The organism is Nocardia sp. NPDC060220, assembly GCF_042727815.1.
Classification (GTDB): domain Bacteria; phylum Actinomycetota; class Actinomycetes; order Mycobacteriales; family Mycobacteriaceae; genus Nocardia.
Genome location: NZ_JBHWZY010000071.1, coordinates 1 through 13,938, shown reverse-complemented (window position 1 = coordinate 13,938; position 13,938 = coordinate 1). Strand labels below are relative to the sequence as shown.

Annotated in this window: 14 protein-coding genes; 7 read left to right on the top strand and 7 right to left on the bottom strand. The window is 69.1% G+C overall.

Annotation, left to right across the window (positions count from 1 at the left end):
- The first annotated feature begins 17 nt into the window (after nt 1-17).
- The gene (locus ACFWF3_RS06000; protein WP_379312673.1) at nt 18-392 is read left to right on the top strand and encodes a DUF2784 domain-containing protein; all 375 of its coding nucleotides are present in this window, start codon (nt 18-20) and stop codon (nt 390-392) included.
- On the opposite strand, the gene ACFWF3_RS05995 is transcribed toward ACFWF3_RS06000, so the two are convergent.
- Nucleotides 373-1,125 (bottom strand): thioesterase II family protein, encoded by a 753-nt coding sequence (locus tag ACFWF3_RS05995; protein WP_379312671.1) that lies wholly within the window; start codon nt 1,123-1,125, stop codon nt 373-375. The genes ACFWF3_RS06000 and ACFWF3_RS05995 overlap by 20 nt on opposite strands.
- Before the next feature lie 42 nt (nt 1,126-1,167).
- Between ACFWF3_RS05995 and ACFWF3_RS05990 the strand changes: the two genes are divergently transcribed.
- Entirely contained in the window at nt 1,168-2,544 is a 1,377-nt protein-coding gene (locus tag ACFWF3_RS05990; protein ID WP_379312669.1) for a CoA transferase, read from the top strand.
- A gap of 9 nt (nt 2,545-2,553) precedes the next feature.
- On the opposite strand, the gene ACFWF3_RS05985 is transcribed toward ACFWF3_RS05990, so the two are convergent.
- Nucleotides 2,554-3,123: a TetR family transcriptional regulator gene (locus ACFWF3_RS05985; RefSeq protein WP_378631336.1), complete on the bottom strand. Its 570-nt coding sequence runs from the start codon at nt 3,121-3,123 to the stop codon at nt 2,554-2,556.
- A 106-nt stretch (nt 3,124-3,229) separates the two neighbouring features.
- Here ACFWF3_RS05985 and ACFWF3_RS05980 point away from each other — a divergent pair, with 106 nt between their 5' ends.
- The 3 genes from ACFWF3_RS05980 to ACFWF3_RS05970 are packed head-to-tail and all read left to right on the top strand — an operon-like array spanning nt 3,230 to nt 6,416.
- Complete coding sequence (locus tag ACFWF3_RS05980) at nt 3,230-4,444, top strand: FAD-dependent monooxygenase (protein ID WP_379312668.1); 1,215 nt, start codon at nt 3,230-3,232, stop codon at nt 4,442-4,444.
- A gap of 53 nt (nt 4,445-4,497) precedes the next feature.
- Nucleotides 4,498-5,538: a nucleoside hydrolase gene (locus tag ACFWF3_RS05975; protein ID WP_379312667.1), complete on the top strand. Its 1,041-nt coding sequence runs from the start codon at nt 4,498-4,500 to the stop codon at nt 5,536-5,538.
- Nucleotides 5,535-6,416 carry an amidohydrolase family protein gene (locus ACFWF3_RS05970; RefSeq protein ID WP_379312666.1) on the top strand — a complete coding sequence of 294 codons (882 nt, stop codon included), beginning with the start codon at nt 5,535-5,537 and terminating at the stop codon, nt 6,414-6,416. Before ACFWF3_RS05975 ends, ACFWF3_RS05970 begins: the two co-directional genes overlap by 4 nt.
- On the opposite strand, the gene ACFWF3_RS05965 is transcribed toward ACFWF3_RS05970, so the two are convergent.
- The 4 genes from ACFWF3_RS05965 to ACFWF3_RS05950 form a co-directional block, all read right to left on the bottom strand.
- Complete coding sequence (locus tag ACFWF3_RS05965; protein WP_379312665.1) at nt 6,417-7,466, bottom strand: alpha/beta hydrolase; 1,050 nt, start codon at nt 7,464-7,466, stop codon at nt 6,417-6,419. It lies immediately after the preceding gene.
- A gap of 107 nt (nt 7,467-7,573) precedes the next feature.
- The gene (locus ACFWF3_RS05960; RefSeq protein ID WP_379312663.1) at nt 7,574-7,894 is read right to left on the bottom strand and encodes an NAD(P)-dependent oxidoreductase; all 321 of its coding nucleotides are present in this window, start codon (nt 7,892-7,894) and stop codon (nt 7,574-7,576) included.
- A gap of 120 nt (nt 7,895-8,014) precedes the next feature.
- Complete coding sequence (locus ACFWF3_RS05955; protein ID WP_379312662.1) at nt 8,015-8,647, bottom strand: response regulator; 633 nt, start codon at nt 8,645-8,647, stop codon at nt 8,015-8,017.
- The gene (locus tag ACFWF3_RS05950; protein ID WP_379312660.1) at nt 8,644-9,804 is read right to left on the bottom strand and encodes a sensor histidine kinase; all 1,161 of its coding nucleotides are present in this window, start codon (nt 9,802-9,804) and stop codon (nt 8,644-8,646) included. Before ACFWF3_RS05950 ends, ACFWF3_RS05955 begins: the two co-directional genes overlap by 4 nt.
- A 249-nt stretch (nt 9,805-10,053) precedes the next feature.
- Between ACFWF3_RS05950 and ACFWF3_RS05945 the strand changes: the two genes are divergently transcribed.
- On the top strand, nt 10,054-11,556 hold the full coding sequence (locus ACFWF3_RS05945; RefSeq protein ID WP_379312659.1) for a multicopper oxidase family protein: 1,503 nt from the start codon (nt 10,054-10,056) through the stop codon (nt 11,554-11,556).
- A gap of 13 nt (nt 11,557-11,569) precedes the next feature.
- Entirely contained in the window at nt 11,570-12,922 is a 1,353-nt protein-coding gene (locus ACFWF3_RS05940; RefSeq protein ID WP_379312658.1) for a TIGR01777 family oxidoreductase, read from the top strand.
- A gap of 194 nt (nt 12,923-13,116) precedes the next feature.
- On the opposite strand, the gene ACFWF3_RS05935 is transcribed toward ACFWF3_RS05940, so the two are convergent.
- The coding region (locus ACFWF3_RS05935; protein WP_379312657.1) for a MerR family transcriptional regulator at nt 13,117-13,938 on the bottom strand (822 nt) is incomplete at its 5' end.

Sequence of the window (13,938 nt, the reverse complement as noted above, 5' to 3'; positions counted from 1 at the left end):
GTACATATCCTGAATAGGTGCCGTTCCGGGTGCTGGCCGACGTTCTCGCCGTCACCCACGTCGCGTTCATCGCGTACGTGGTCGCCGGTGGCTTCCTGGCGTGGCGATGGCCACGCACGATCGGCCTGCACGCACTGGCCGTGGCATGGGGCTTCGGCACCATCCTGATCGGCTTCGACTGCCCGCTCACCTACGCCGAAAACTGGGCGCGCAGGCAAGCGGGGGTGGGCGAGTTGCCCGCCGCCGGCTTCATCGACCACTACCTCACCGGGGTGGTCTACCCCGACAGCGCGCTCGGCGTGGTACGCGCACTGGCGGCGCTGGCGGTGCTCGTGTCGTGGCTGGGCTACGCGCGCCTGCACCAGCGCCGGCTCAGTTCACGTGCCGTGTGATCTCCTGCGCCACCGCGGCGTGCTGTTCGTCGAGGTAGAAGTGCCCGCCACCGAACGTGCGCAGGTTGAACGGCCCGTCGGTGACCGCACGCCACTGTTCGGCCTGGGCCACCGTGGTCGTCGGATCCTCGGTACTCACCAAGGCGACGACCGGGCAGCTCAGCTGTGCTCCCGGCCGACGCCGATAGGTCTCGACCGCCTGGTAGTCGGCCCGCACGGCGGGCAGCACGAGATCGGCCAGGCCCGGTTCGGTGCGCAGCAGTCGCACCGGTGCGGGATCGTTCGCCAGCCGCTCCAGCTCGTCGATGAGCGCGGTGTCCGATCCTCTGTGTAGCTGTCCGGTTTCGACGAATTCCGGTGCGGGACGACCGGAGACGATGAGGACGCGGGGCGGTTGCCCGGCGGCGGCGAGTCGCAGTGCGGTCTCGTAGGCCACGGTCGCGCCCATACTGTGCCCGAACAGCGCACGGGCAGGTCCCGGCTGCCGCGCGATGTCCGCGGCGATCCGGTCGGCGAGCAGATGCAGGTCGGTGATCGTCGGATCGCCGAGCCGGTCCTGCCTGCCCGGATATTGCACCGCCGTCACTTCGACACCGGCGCCGATGTGTCGCGCCAACTCCCGATAGAAGGTCGCCGATCCCCCGCCGGGCGGAAAACACGTCACCCGCCCGCGGGCCGCCGCCTCCGATCGCAGGATTCGAACCCACTCCGTCGCAGCCGTATTCACACCCACATCACACTCCTCACCCTCTCCACCGCAACTAGGCTGGTCGATGTGACCACCGCGCAGCAGCTCGTCCACGCCTACGAGACGGGACTGGGACTCCCGCCGTCGAGCGATGCCGACGTGCCGGATCCCGGTGCGCGGTTGGCGGCCACCCTACCGGTGTGGGCGCTCGCGGCGGGTTCGGTCGCGGCAGTGAGCGCGGCCGCCAACCGGGTCAGAGTCGCACGCGGCCTGCCCGCGCGCCCCGTTCGCCTCGATGCCGACCGGGTGACCGCGGCGTTCAGCAGTGAACGGTTGTTCCGGCGAGGCGGTAGCGCGCCCGCGTTCTTCGCCGAGCTGTCCGGCTTCTTTCCCTCCGCCGACGGATGGGTGCGCACCCACGCGAACTACCCACATCACCGGGAGCGCTTGCTGCGCGCGCTCGACCTCCCGGCAGCCGGTGACGCCGCCCAGCTCACCGCCCGGTTTTCCGCGATGAAGGGCGCCGAGATCGAAGATGCCGCCGCGGCTGTGGGCGCCATCGCGGCACGAGTCCGCACCGAGGGCGAATGGGCGGAAAGCCCGATGGGCCGCGCGGCCGCTCTCGGAGCATTGGTCGCCGTCGACGCACGCGACGCCCGCACATCCACCACATCGTGGCCAGGTGCGGGCGAGCGCGCCGCTACCGTCGAGCGACCGCTGACCGGCCTTCGCGTGCTCGACCTCACCCGCGTCCTCGCGGGCCCGGTGGCCACCCGAACGCTGGCCTTGCTCGGCGCCGACGTGCTGCGGATCGACCCACCGCACCTGCCCGAAATCGACTGGCAGTTCTCCGACAACTGCCAGGGCAAACGCTCGACCTTGCTCGACCTGCGCACCGACCTGGCGACCTTCGAGATCCTCCTCGACGAGGCCGATGTACTGGTCACCGGTTACCGCCCGGGTGCCCTCGCCGCGGCCGGTGTCCGCGCCGCCGGACGTCCCGGCTTGATCGAGGCCACGGTCTCGGCCTGGGGTACGAGCGGGCCGTGGGGCGAGCGACGGGGCTTCGACAGCATCGTCCAAGCGGTGTCCGGCATTTCGTTGCTCGAGGGAGCGCCCGATCGACCCGGCGCACTGCCCGCCCAGGCACTCGACCACGGGTCGGGCTACCTGCTGGCCGCCGCCGTCATGGATGCCCTGCTGGCTCGCGCCGACGACGGGTTCGGCCGCAACGTCCGAGTTTCCCTGGCACGCACCGCATCCTGGCTCCTGACCGCGGACGACCGCTGCCCCGGCCACCCCGCGCCGACACCGCCGGACCCGGCGTCGACCGTCACGCACAGCGAACTGGTCACGGCCGCACCGGCATTCGCCGACTACGACGACTACCGCTGGCCCGCACCACCCTACGGATCAGCGCAGCCGTTCTGGGTCGAAGCACCCGATCACTACCACCGCCCGTGACCAGCCGGGTCACTTCCCCGCGAGCGCCCGGATCGCCACAGTGAGCTGATCACCATCGACGGCCACCTCACCCGGGTCGAGCAGCCACAGCATCCCGAGCCCCTGGGCGATCACGAAATACATCCGCCCGATCGCCGCGGCCTGTGCCGCGTCGAGCTCGGGGTGGGCCGCCTGCACATGGGCACCGAGGTCGGCGAACGCCCCGGACAGCTGGTCGCCCAGCTGCGCTCGTGCGTCGTCGGAGCGCACGATCCGCACGATGTTCTCCAGGCTGGCCAGCATCGCCTCGTGATTGCCCGCGAACACCTCTGGCATCCCGTTCCACAGCAGTGCGAGCCCCTCCAGCGGTGACTTGCCGGTGCCCGCGGCGATCAGCTCGTCCATCGCATCGCCCATCCCGGTGCCGAGCGCCTCGCTCAACGCCTCGGTGACGAGGCGATCCTTCGACCCGAAGTGGTAGCCGATCGCGGCCAGGCTCACCCCCGCCGCGGCGGCGATATCACGCGCGGTCGCCTTCGCGACGCCGCGCTCGAGAATCACTTTGCGCGCCCCCGCCAGTAGGTCTTCTCTGTTTCCCATGCTCAGCAGCCTACCCGACCGTCTAAGACATTTGTTCTAGACATACGTGCCAATCTCTGTTAGACATATGTCTAAGACATTCGTACATCAGACGGGAACCACCATCATGAGCATCACCAGCACCCTCCACGTTCTCGTCTCCGGCGGCGGCATCGCCGGCAACGCGGTCGCACTCCAGTTGCTGCGCACCGGCATTCGCACCACCGTGGTCGAGCGCGCCGCGGTCCCCCGCCCCGGCGGCCAGGCCGTCGACCTGCGTGGCCCGAGCAAGGAAGCCGCTGAGCGGATGGGCCTGAGGGAGGGCATCGCCAAGTACCAGCTCGACGAGCGCGGCATATCCTACATCGACGGCGACGGCAAGATCTACGCCAGGATGGCGATGGAGGACTTCGACGGGCAGGGCGCCGTCGCCGAAATCGAGATCACCCGGGGCGACCTCAATCAAGTGCTCCTCGACGCGCTGGCCACCGCCGACAACGGTCAGCTGGACTACCGCTACGGCGAGTGGATCGACCAGGTCGTCCAGGACGACACCGGCGTGGACGTCACGTTCGCCTCCGGGGCCACCGAGCGGTTCGACCTGGTGATCGGCGCCGACGGCATCCACTCGGCGACGCGGCGACTGGTCTTCGGGCCCGAGGAGAAGTTCAGCACCAACCTCGGCGGCTACGGCGCCTTCTTCACCATGCCCAAGCCTGCCGATGTGGAGCCCGGCTGGTTCAGCATGCGCCTGGTACCCGGCGCCATGCTCGGCATCCGTCCCGACGCCGACCCGAGCACCGCCAAGGCGATCATCACCATGCGCACCGAGCCGGACCCCGCGCTGCGCCGCGACATCGACGCCCAGCGCGCGCTGATCAGGAAGACGATCGGCGACGCGGGCTGGCATGCTCCCGCCGTCCTCGCTGCGATGGAGACCACCCCCGACTTCTACTTCGACGAAGTCGCCCGCGTCGACGTTCCCGAATTGTCCGTCGGCCGCGTGACACTGATCGGCGACGCGGGCTACTGCGGCTCACCGCTGACCGGCATGGGCACCGCGATGGCCATCGTGGGCGCCTACATCCTGGCCGCCGAGATCGCGGCCACCCCGGACGATCTGGCCGCCGCGCAGCAGCGCTACCAGGACACGATCTCGCCGTTCCTCGACAAGGCCAAGGAGATCCCCGGTGGCGGCATGGCGATGATGATCCCGAAGTCCCCGCTGTTGACGCGGCTCGCCAAGACGAACGTGCGGCTGATGATGTCGCGCCCGATGCGTCCGCTCACCAAGAAGATCTTCTTCGGCCACACCGAGGAATTCGCCCTCCCGACCTACTGACCACCCGCAGACTGGCCGCGGACCTCGACAGGTCCGCGGCTACTCTCGATGACGTGCCGCAGAAGATCATCCTCGACGTCGATACCGGAATCGACGACTCCCTGGCCATCCTGTATCTGCTGGCCTGCGACGACGCCGAGATCATCGGCATCGCGGCCACCGCGGGCAACGTGGACGGCGCCCAGGTCGCGGCGAACACCCAGGCGATGCTCGACCTGGGCCGGGCACCCGAGATCGAGGTGGCGCTCGGTGCCCCCGAACCGCTTGCCGTGCCCTTGCGCACCACCGAGGACACCCACGGTCCGCAGGGACTCGGCTACGCCGTGCTGCCTGTGTCCTCGCGTGCGCTGTCGCCTCGATCGGCGGCCCAGCTCTGGGTGGACCTGGTTCGCGCCGCGCCGGGCGAGGTGATCGGCCTGTGTACCGGTCCGCTGACCAATCTCGCACTGGCCCTGCGCATCGAACCCGAGCTGCCGCGCCTGCTGAACCGTCTCGTCATCATGGGCGGCGCGTTCAACCACCCCGGCAATACGACGCCGACCAACGAGTGGAACATCCACGTCGACCCCGAAGCGGCCAAAGAAGTGTTCGACGCCTTCTCGGCGGCGCCACCGGAGCGCAGGCCGCTGGTGTGCGCGCTGGATATCACCGAGTCCATCGAGATGCTGCCCGAACACCTCGCCCTGCTCGCACAGGCGGCACGCAGCGCGCCGATCGAGCATGTCGGAGCGGGTGATCCCCCCGAATTCCGTTCGGCGGCCAGCAATCCGATCATCCGCTATCTCACCGACGCGGTGCGGTTCTATTTCGACTTCCACCACCAGTACGACCTGGGATATCTGGCCCACATGCACGACCCGTTCGCGGCCGCGGTCGCGCTCGACCCGACCTCGGTGACCACCCGCCCGGCCACCGTCGACGTGGAACTGGCCGGCACCATCACCCGTGCCACCACGGTCGCCGACTGGGCGGGCATGTGGGGCCGAGAACCCAACGCCGACATCGTGATCGGCACCGACCCCGCCGTCTTCTTCGAACGCCTCGTCACCCGCGTCGGCGCCCTGGCCCGCCGCCTCTACCCGGAGCAGTCATGACCGTAGACACTGTCGCCTACCTCGCCGACTTCCGCGCGCGCTACCAGCTGCCCGCGATCATCGACGTCCACACCCACTTCATGCCCGACCAGGTGATGCGCAAGGTCTGGGCCTACTTCGACACCGCGGGGCCACTGACGGGCCGGCCGTGGCCGATCACGTATCGCGACGACGAACAGGTGCGCCTGAAGACCCTGCGCGACTTCGGCATCCGGGCGTTCACCTCCCTGGTGTACCCGCACAAACCGGAGATGGGCGCCTGGCTCAACGACTGGACCGCCGAGTTCGCCGCACGGACCCCCGATTGCCTGCACACCGCCACCTTCTACCCCGAGCCGGACGCGCCACGCTACGTTCGCGAGGCCATCGACCGTGGCGCGCGAGTGTTCAAGGTGCACATCCAGGTCGGCGCGTTCTCGCCCTTGGATCCGCTGCTCGACCCGGTGTGGGCGATCCTGGCCGAAACCGGCACGCCCGTTCTGATCCACTGTGGATCGGGCCCCGCCCCCGGCGAATTCACCGGGCCCGCGCCCATCGCCGAACTCCTGCGGCGCTTCCCGACCCTGCGCTTGATCATCGCGCACATGGGGACCCCCGAGTACAGCGAGTTCCTCGACCTGGCCGAGCAGTACCCGCGGCTCTACCTCGACACCACCATGGTGTGGACCGATTTCAGCGAAGGCGATGCGCCCTTCCCGCCCGCCGAACGAGAACGCCTGCGCCGCTTCGCCGATCGCATTCTGTTCGGCAGCGACTTCCCCAATATCCCGTATCCCTACGCCGAGTCCGTCGCCGCGCTGGAACGCCTCGACCTCGGTGCGGAGTGGCTGCGCAAGGTCTGCCACGACAATGCGGCCCGGTTGTTCGAGCTCGACTGATCAGGCGGGGATCTCCATCCCCTCGGCCAGCAGCGGCCAGGAGTTCTTGAAGGCCTTCTGCCAGTAGCCCCACGAGTGGGTGCCCTGGGTCGACAGGTCGAAGGTCGCCGGAATGTCCAGTTCTTCCAGGCGATTCTGCAGGTTCTTGGTGCACCAGCGGGTCGTGGCCTCGATGACGCCGCCGACGACGATCTGGTTGGCCAACCCGACCGGGCCCCAGGTCACCAGGTGCGAGTCACCGAGCTTGTCGAACTCGCCGGGTAGTCCGTTGCCGTTCGAGACGTAGAGCTTGGTCCCGCGCAGGCCCTCGGCGTTGACGACAGGGTCGTTGGCCGCCCAGGCCGGATCGCCGGGCGGTCCGTACATGTTCGACGCGTCGCCGCCGCCGGTTCCGACCACGACATTGACGAACTGCCTGCCCACCGGGTCGCTGATCTGGGCGCAGCCGCTGTAGGCGGCCACGGTGCGGAACAGGCCCGGCTTCGCGATCGCGAGCTGTAACACGGAGGTGGCCGTCATCGAGTTCGCCGCGATCGCGTTGCGCCCCGTCGTGGCGAACATCGTGTCGACGAGCGTGGGCAGTTCGTCGAGGAAGAAGGTCCGCCATTTGTTCACGCCCAGCATCGGATCCGGCTCGCGCCAGTCGGTGTAGTAACTCCACGCGCCACCGATCGGCATGACGACGTTGACGTCCTTGCCCGCCAAGAAGTCGACGACATCGGTGTTCTGTTCCCAGGTGGCAGTGTCTTCGCCGCCGCCCGCGCCGTTCACCAGATACAGCGACGGCCGCGGCACCGACGTGTCGCCGGGGCGCTGAACCTTCACCGAGACCTCGCGACCCATGGCGGCCGAGTGGATCCGTACGGTCACCTGCCGACCGTCGATCGAGGTCACCTCGGCCCGCGAACCATCGATTGTGACGGTCTGATTCACCACCGCGACAATCGGTTCCGGCTCTTGCGCGTGCGCCCCGCTGACGCCCGTCATCGAGCCCACCACGACGAGCACCGCCGAAACCGCGCTGCGGCACCTCACCGATCCAACCTCCATGCGAAAACCGACCGCTCAGTGCGGCTCGTCACAATATCGGGCCGGATCACACTGTCGTTACCGGTTTCTTACCGATTTGTCACCGAACACAACGCCGATTCGGTGAATCATCGTGCCGCGACGGTGAATCGGGCCCGTCGATGAGCGGGCCGCTCCGCCTCGTCGAGCAATGCCACCGCGAAGCCCTCCATGGAGATCGCCGAGACGCCGTCCGCGTCGACCAGCAGTTCGTCGGCACCGACCCGGTAGTCACCGGTGCGCTCCCCCGGAATCAGATCAGCGGGCGGGCTCAGAAAGGTCCAGTCCGCCGCTGCGTCCGATCGGCACGCGGCGAGCTGATCGGCGCACGCCTGTGCGATCGCCGCGAGTTCGGCCGGGAACTCCGGGGTTCGGCTCAGCGGCGACGACCCGACTGCCGACGGCCCCACCAGCTCCGAACACCGCGATCCGCATGACCAATCCTCCTGCACGACAATCCGACTGCCTGACAGAGGGAATATATCTTAATGTTGACTTAGTTAACGATGACTTATCTCACTCTCGAGATATCAGCGGCCGATGACCTCTGCCGCGTAGACGGCGAGGCGAACACGGTTGTCGGTGCCGGTCTTGCCGAGCAGGTTGGCGATGTGGGTCTTGACGGTGCTGACGCCCAGGTGGAGCTGGTCAGCGATCTCCTGGTTGCCGTACCCCTGGGCCACGAGACGAAGGACGTCGAGCTCCCGTGGCGTCAGATCAGGAGTGCGGACCAGCGCCGACGGCGCCGCGAGCGCCCGATCGACCAGGCGGCGCAGCAGCGCGGGCGAGAACATCAGATCGCCCTCCACCGTGCGCCGGATCGCGTCGAGCAGCACGGCGGGCTCGGTGTCCTTGACGAAATAGCCCGCGGCCCCGGCCGACAGCGCGGGAAACAGGTGTTCGTCATCGTCGAAAGTGGTCAGCACCAGCACTTTCGCGCGTGGTGACGCGGCCAGGATCTGCCGGGTCGCCGCGACACCGTCGAGTCCTGGCATCCGCAGGTCCATCACGACCAGGTCGGGCGCGAGCTCGGCGTAGAGCCGCACCGCCGCGACACCGTCGGCCGCCTCCCCGACGACAGTGAGGTCGGTGGTGTCCTCGATGAGCATCCGCAGGCCCGCGCGCACAAGGCGCTGATCGTCGACCAGCAAGACCGTGATCACGACAGCCCCATTCCCCTCGTGGTGTCCGGCAGCCGAGCGCGCACTGTCCACGTCGCGTCGCCGTTCGCGACCGTACCGACGGTGAGAGTGCCTCCGGCGAGTTCGGCGCGCTCACGCATCCCGACGATTCCGTGCCCAGGAGGCGCCGCCGCCCCGTCGCGTCCGCCGTTGACGACTTCGATGGTGACCCCGCCTTCGCACCGGAGAATTGCGAACCGTACCGGCACATCACGAGCCGCGTGTTTCATCACGTTGGTCAGCGATTCCTGGACCAGACGCAACAGCGTGAGCCTGCTGATCGCGTCGAGTCCGCCGAGGTCGGTGTCGATTTCGGTCACGACAGTGAACCCGGCAGCACGAGCCCGAGCGAGCGCGGCCTCGACCTCGGTCGTGACCGCGTCGGAGTCGACCAAGGCGACCGTGCCGAGGGCCGGATCGCGCAGGGCGGCGAGCAAGCGGCGAATGTCGGCGAGCGCATCGGCCGCGGTGTCGCGCACATCGTCGAGCACCGCGACCACCCGCGGATCGGCTTCGCGCACAACATGTCCCGCCACCGAGGTCCGCAGCACGATCGAGGCCATGTGGTGAGCGACCACATCGTGGAGTTCCCGCGCCAGCGCGGCGCGCTCGTCGAGGCGGGTACGCGCTTGCGCCTCCTCGGCGCGCACGCGCAGATTCTGCGCCAGGTCACGCTGCCCCCGCAGGTACAACCCGAGCAGCAACGGAAGTCCCACGTATGCCGCGGCCTCGACGAGGGTCGACGCCCGCCCGATCGAGTTGTCGTGGAGGCCGACCCGCCCGAGCGTCACAGCCGCGGCCCAGCCCGCGGTCGACACCGCGACCGTCGACCACCGGTGGGTGCGCGCCACCACATCGACCAGGGCCACCGCGCCGAGGTACGGCGCCAGCCCGGACACTCCCCAGGCATCGGTGCGCAGCATCGGCACGGCCAGCGCCGACAGCGCGAGCGACACCGCGAGCGGCCACCGAGCGCCGGCCAGAAACACCACGGCCGCGGTCATCGCCAGCAGCCAGTAGTGCGGTGGCACGCGGTACTGGCCCGGGTAGGTGCTGGCCAGCAGCAACACCGGGATCAGCGCCAGCGGCAGCCACCGCAGCAGCCCTCGCCAGTCGCGGTGGGCGCGGATGTCGATCACGCCCCCACGGTAAGCGACCGAGTGGTTCGGACCGCGCGAGTAGGCGGTCGGCGCGCCCGTGCGAGAGCGGGCGCGATCCGCGAGGGGGCTCGATCGGCGAGCCGTTCTGGATCGGCTCGGGTACCAGGCGAACCGCGTGCGCGCAAGGGCCGCGCGGGTGGAATCCGGCGGACCGAGTCGGGCCGTTCGGCGGAGTCCCCGCCGCCGCCCCCGAACGAAGCTGGAGGTTCCCGCACAGAAGGAGCACACGTGGTCTCGCGACGAGGATTTCTCACCGGGCTCGCCCTCGCACCGGTGGCGTACGCGGCCGGGTGTTCGATCCGCCCCTCGGCACCTGATTCGGCACCCGGGTCGACGCGACCGTTGCCGATCCCACCGCTGGCAGCATCCACCACCGGCGCGGACGGCGTCCGCCGATTCACGCTGCGGGCCCAGCCGGGCACGACCGAGATGATCCGGGGCAAGCAGACCCCGACATGGGGGTACAGCGGTTCGGTCCTCGGACCCACCGTGCGGGCTCGACGCGGCGAGAAGGTGGCCTTCACCATCACCAACGACCTGCCCGAACCCACGTCGGTGCACTGGCACGGCATGCACCTGCCCGCGAAGTTCGATGGTGGCCCCCATCAGATGATCGCGCCGGGTGCCCAGTGGGCGCCGCAATGGACCGTGCAGCAGCAGGCCGCGACACTCTGGTACCACCCACATCCGCACGGCGCGACCGAAAAGCATGTCCAGCGCGGCCTTTCCGGCTTCTTCCTGATCGACGACGACGCGTCGGACGCCCTGGATCTGCCGAAAGACTATGGCGTCGACGACATTCCGCTGGTGATCCAGGACCGCCGGTTCACCGCCGACGGCGCCCTCGACGATTCCGACGCCACCGATGTCGGCCTGCTCGGCGACACGATCGTCACCAACGGCATCGCGAACGCCCACCTGCCCGTCACCACCGACCGGGTCCGGTTGCGGATCCTCAACGGCTCGTCGGGCCGGCTCTACCAGCTCGCCTTCGGCGACGGCAGAACGTTCCAGCTCATCGCCACCGACGGCGGTCTGCTCGCCGAACCCGTTGCGCTGAAGCGGATTCAGGTCAGCCCCGGCGAGCGTGTCGAGCTGGTGGTCGCCCTGAGTCCGGGCGAGAACGTCACGTTACGGTCGCTGCCGATCACCGAGCGCGCGGGTATCGACCGCGCGGGCGAGTTCGGTTTCGACGACACCCTCGACATCCTGACACTGCGTGCCGGCGCCACTGTGCGACCCTCCGCCGCACTACCGGCGACGCTGATCCCGATGCCCGCCCTCGCCGCCGCGACCACCCCACCGACCCGTTCGTTCGACCTCCAATGGTTCATGATCAACAATCGCCGCATGGACATGAATCGCATCGACATGACCATTCCCGTCGACACCACCGAAGTCTGGACGGTCCGCAACAAAGACAACTGGCCCCACAACTTCCACGTCCACGACGTCCAATTCCAGATCGTCGCCGTCGACGGAACACCGCCTCCCCCAGCTCTTTCCGGCTGGAAGGACACCGTCTACACGACCCCGGGCGCCACCTACACCCTGGCCATGCACTTCGCCGACCACACCGACCCCACCTATCCGTACATGTACCACTGCCACCTGCTCCACCACGAAGACCAGGGCATGATGGGCCAGTTCCTGGTGCTGGCCCCCGGGCAGCAACCCGCACCTGCGCTGATGGACATGGACATGGGAGCCATGGATCACGGCGGATCGTGACTACAGTCGAGGGATGGGCATCGAGTGTTCTGACATCGTTGCAACACCCCGATCCGACGTTTTCGCCTGGTTCGCCCGTCGCGGTGCGTTCACGCGATTGGCGCCACCGTGGCAGCCGGTCACCCTGATCTCCGAAGCCGATTCGCTGGCCACCGGGCGAGCGGTGCTCGGCCTGCCCGGCGGGCTGCGCTGGATCGCTCAACACGACCCCGAGCAGTATCGGCCGCCCGAGCGGTTCGCCGATGCCGTCGCGGCGGGCGGACCGGCCTCGTTGCCGGTCTCCCGGCTGTTGCCGTGGCAGCATATCCACGAGTTCGCCGAGGTCGACGCCACGCACACCCGTGTCATCGATCGGGTGCGGACGCCGATTCCGGAGTCGGTGTTGCGGCCGATGTTCGAGTACCGCTATCGCCAGCTCACCGACGATCTGGCGAGCCACCGCCGTGCGGCGCAGGCCGGCCTGCCGACCACGACGATCGCGATGACCGGCGCGTCAGGGTTGGTCGGCTCCGCGCTGAGCGCCTTCCTCAGCACCGGCGGCCACCGCGTGGTGCGGTTGGTCCGCCATCGCGCACAGCATCCCGACGAACGACAGTGGGACCCCGACGCGCCCGCCGCCGACCTGCTCGCCGACATCGATGCCGTGGTGCATCTGGCCGGGGCGTCGATCGCGGGCCGATTCACCGCCGCGCACCGGCGTGTGGTGGCTGACAGCCGCATCGAGCCGACCCGGCGGCTCGCCGAGCTGGCCGCGGCCTCGGGCGTCGAAACCTTCGTCAGCGCCTCCGCCATCGGTTATTACGGCTATGACCGTGGCGAGCAGGCGCTGACCGAGAAGTCCGAGCGCGGTGACGGATTCCTGGCCGATGTGGTCGAACAGTGGGAGGACGCGTGCGAGCCCGCCGCGGTGGGCGGAGTCCGGGTCGTGCGGGTGCGTACCGGCATCGTGCAGTCTCCGCGTGGGGGCACCCTGCGGTTGCTGCGGCCGTTGTTCGGCGCCGGTCTCGGCGGTCGGATCGGGGACGGCCGGCAGTGGTTGTCATGGATCGGTATCGACGATCTCGTCGATGTCTACCACCGCGCCCTCTGGGACGACACGCTGGCCGGTCCGGTCAATGCCGTTGCGCCACAGCCGGTTCGCAACAGCGAGTACACCCGCGTGCTGGCGCGAGTGCTGCATCGTCCGGCGCTGCTGCCGGTTCCGAGCTTCGGCCCGGCGGTACTGCTGGGCAAGCAGGGCGCGCGTGAACTCGCCGAGGCCAGTCAGCGGGTGACGCCGACCCAGCTGACGAAGGCCGGGCACCTCTTCCGGAGCGAGGATTTGGAGCAGACGCTGCGGCACCTGCTGGGGCGGACGGCGGGCTGACACGGTCCGGCGCCGGTCGTCGCGAGCGGACAATGCGTGTCAGCGCGTACGCCGACGTGGAAGTCGACTAGTTCCTGTATCGCATCGCCTGCGCATCGTTCGATGGTCGCCAGGTCAGATCGCGCGGTTGTGTCCAGCCGGGAGCGCGGTTGATCGGCGACACCGAGGCGCAAACATGATGTCCCCGAACGCATTCAGCGCAGCGCGTCGACCGCGGCCGTCAGGCTACCGATCCGCTCGACCGTGTCGGGCAACAGCACGGCGTCCCAGCCCGGCCCGCCGACGAGCACCCGGGCGCCGGACCCCGCGCAGGCGAGCACCGCCGAGGTCAACGCGGTCGACTCACGTTGCGACCACAGCAAAACCGAGGCCTCGTTCGAATGCCGGGCGAGCGCATCGGACAACGCGACCGTAGGCACGTCAGCGCCCAGCATGCGCGCACCGACCCCGGCCTGCGCCAAAGCGGCACGCAGCACATCGAGCGGGAGCGAATGCGTTTCGCCGCTGGTGCACGCGAGCAGCACGGGCGCGCTGCTGCGCGCCGGTCTCACCTGCTGCATGACCGCCGCGATGGACCACGACAGCAGGTGTTCGACGTCGATGCAGCCCTCACCGCCGCCCTGGCGCGCGACGATATCGGTGAACGCGGGGCGGCACAGGGCCTCCCAGGTCTGTACGACGCCATGAGCCCGCACATGGGCGTCCAGATGGGCACAGACGGTGGTGGTGTCCAGCGCGAACGCCGCGTCGAGCAGGCCGGCACGGTCACCGAGGGCAGGCGCGGGTCCACGGGCCGCCGCCGCGGCCCCGGCGGGACTCGCGCCCCCGCCGATCAGCTCGAGCATGTGCTCGAGCACAGCGATATCGGTGTCGGTGTAGAGCCGATGGCGGCCGGGCCGGTCCTGGGCGGGACCGATGCCGTACCGGCGATTCCAGCTCCGCAGGGTCGCGGTCGGGATGCCGAGACGGTCGGCCACCGCGCGAACCGTGAAACCGGCCGCGGCGGAGACAGGAGC

What these genes read in the sequence shown, in the direction of transcription:
- ACFWF3_RS05985 (WP_378631336.1), bottom strand. Translation starts at nt 3,123, where the DNA reads ATGGGAAACAGAGAAGACCTACTGGCGGGGGCGCGCAAAGTGATTCTC.
- ACFWF3_RS05980 (WP_379312668.1), top strand. Translation starts at nt 3,230, where the DNA reads ATGAGCATCACCAGCACCCTCCACGTTCTCGTCTCCGGCGGCGGCATC.
- ACFWF3_RS05970 (WP_379312666.1), top strand. Translation starts at nt 5,535, where the DNA reads ATGACCGTAGACACTGTCGCCTACCTCGCCGACTTCCGCGCGCGCTAC.
- ACFWF3_RS05965 (WP_379312665.1), bottom strand. Translation starts at nt 7,466, where the DNA reads ATGGAGGTTGGATCGGTGAGGTGCCGCAGCGCGGTTTCGGCGGTGCTC.
- ACFWF3_RS05940 (WP_379312658.1), top strand. Translation starts at nt 11,570, where the DNA reads ATGGGCATCGAGTGTTCTGACATCGTTGCAACACCCCGATCCGACGTT.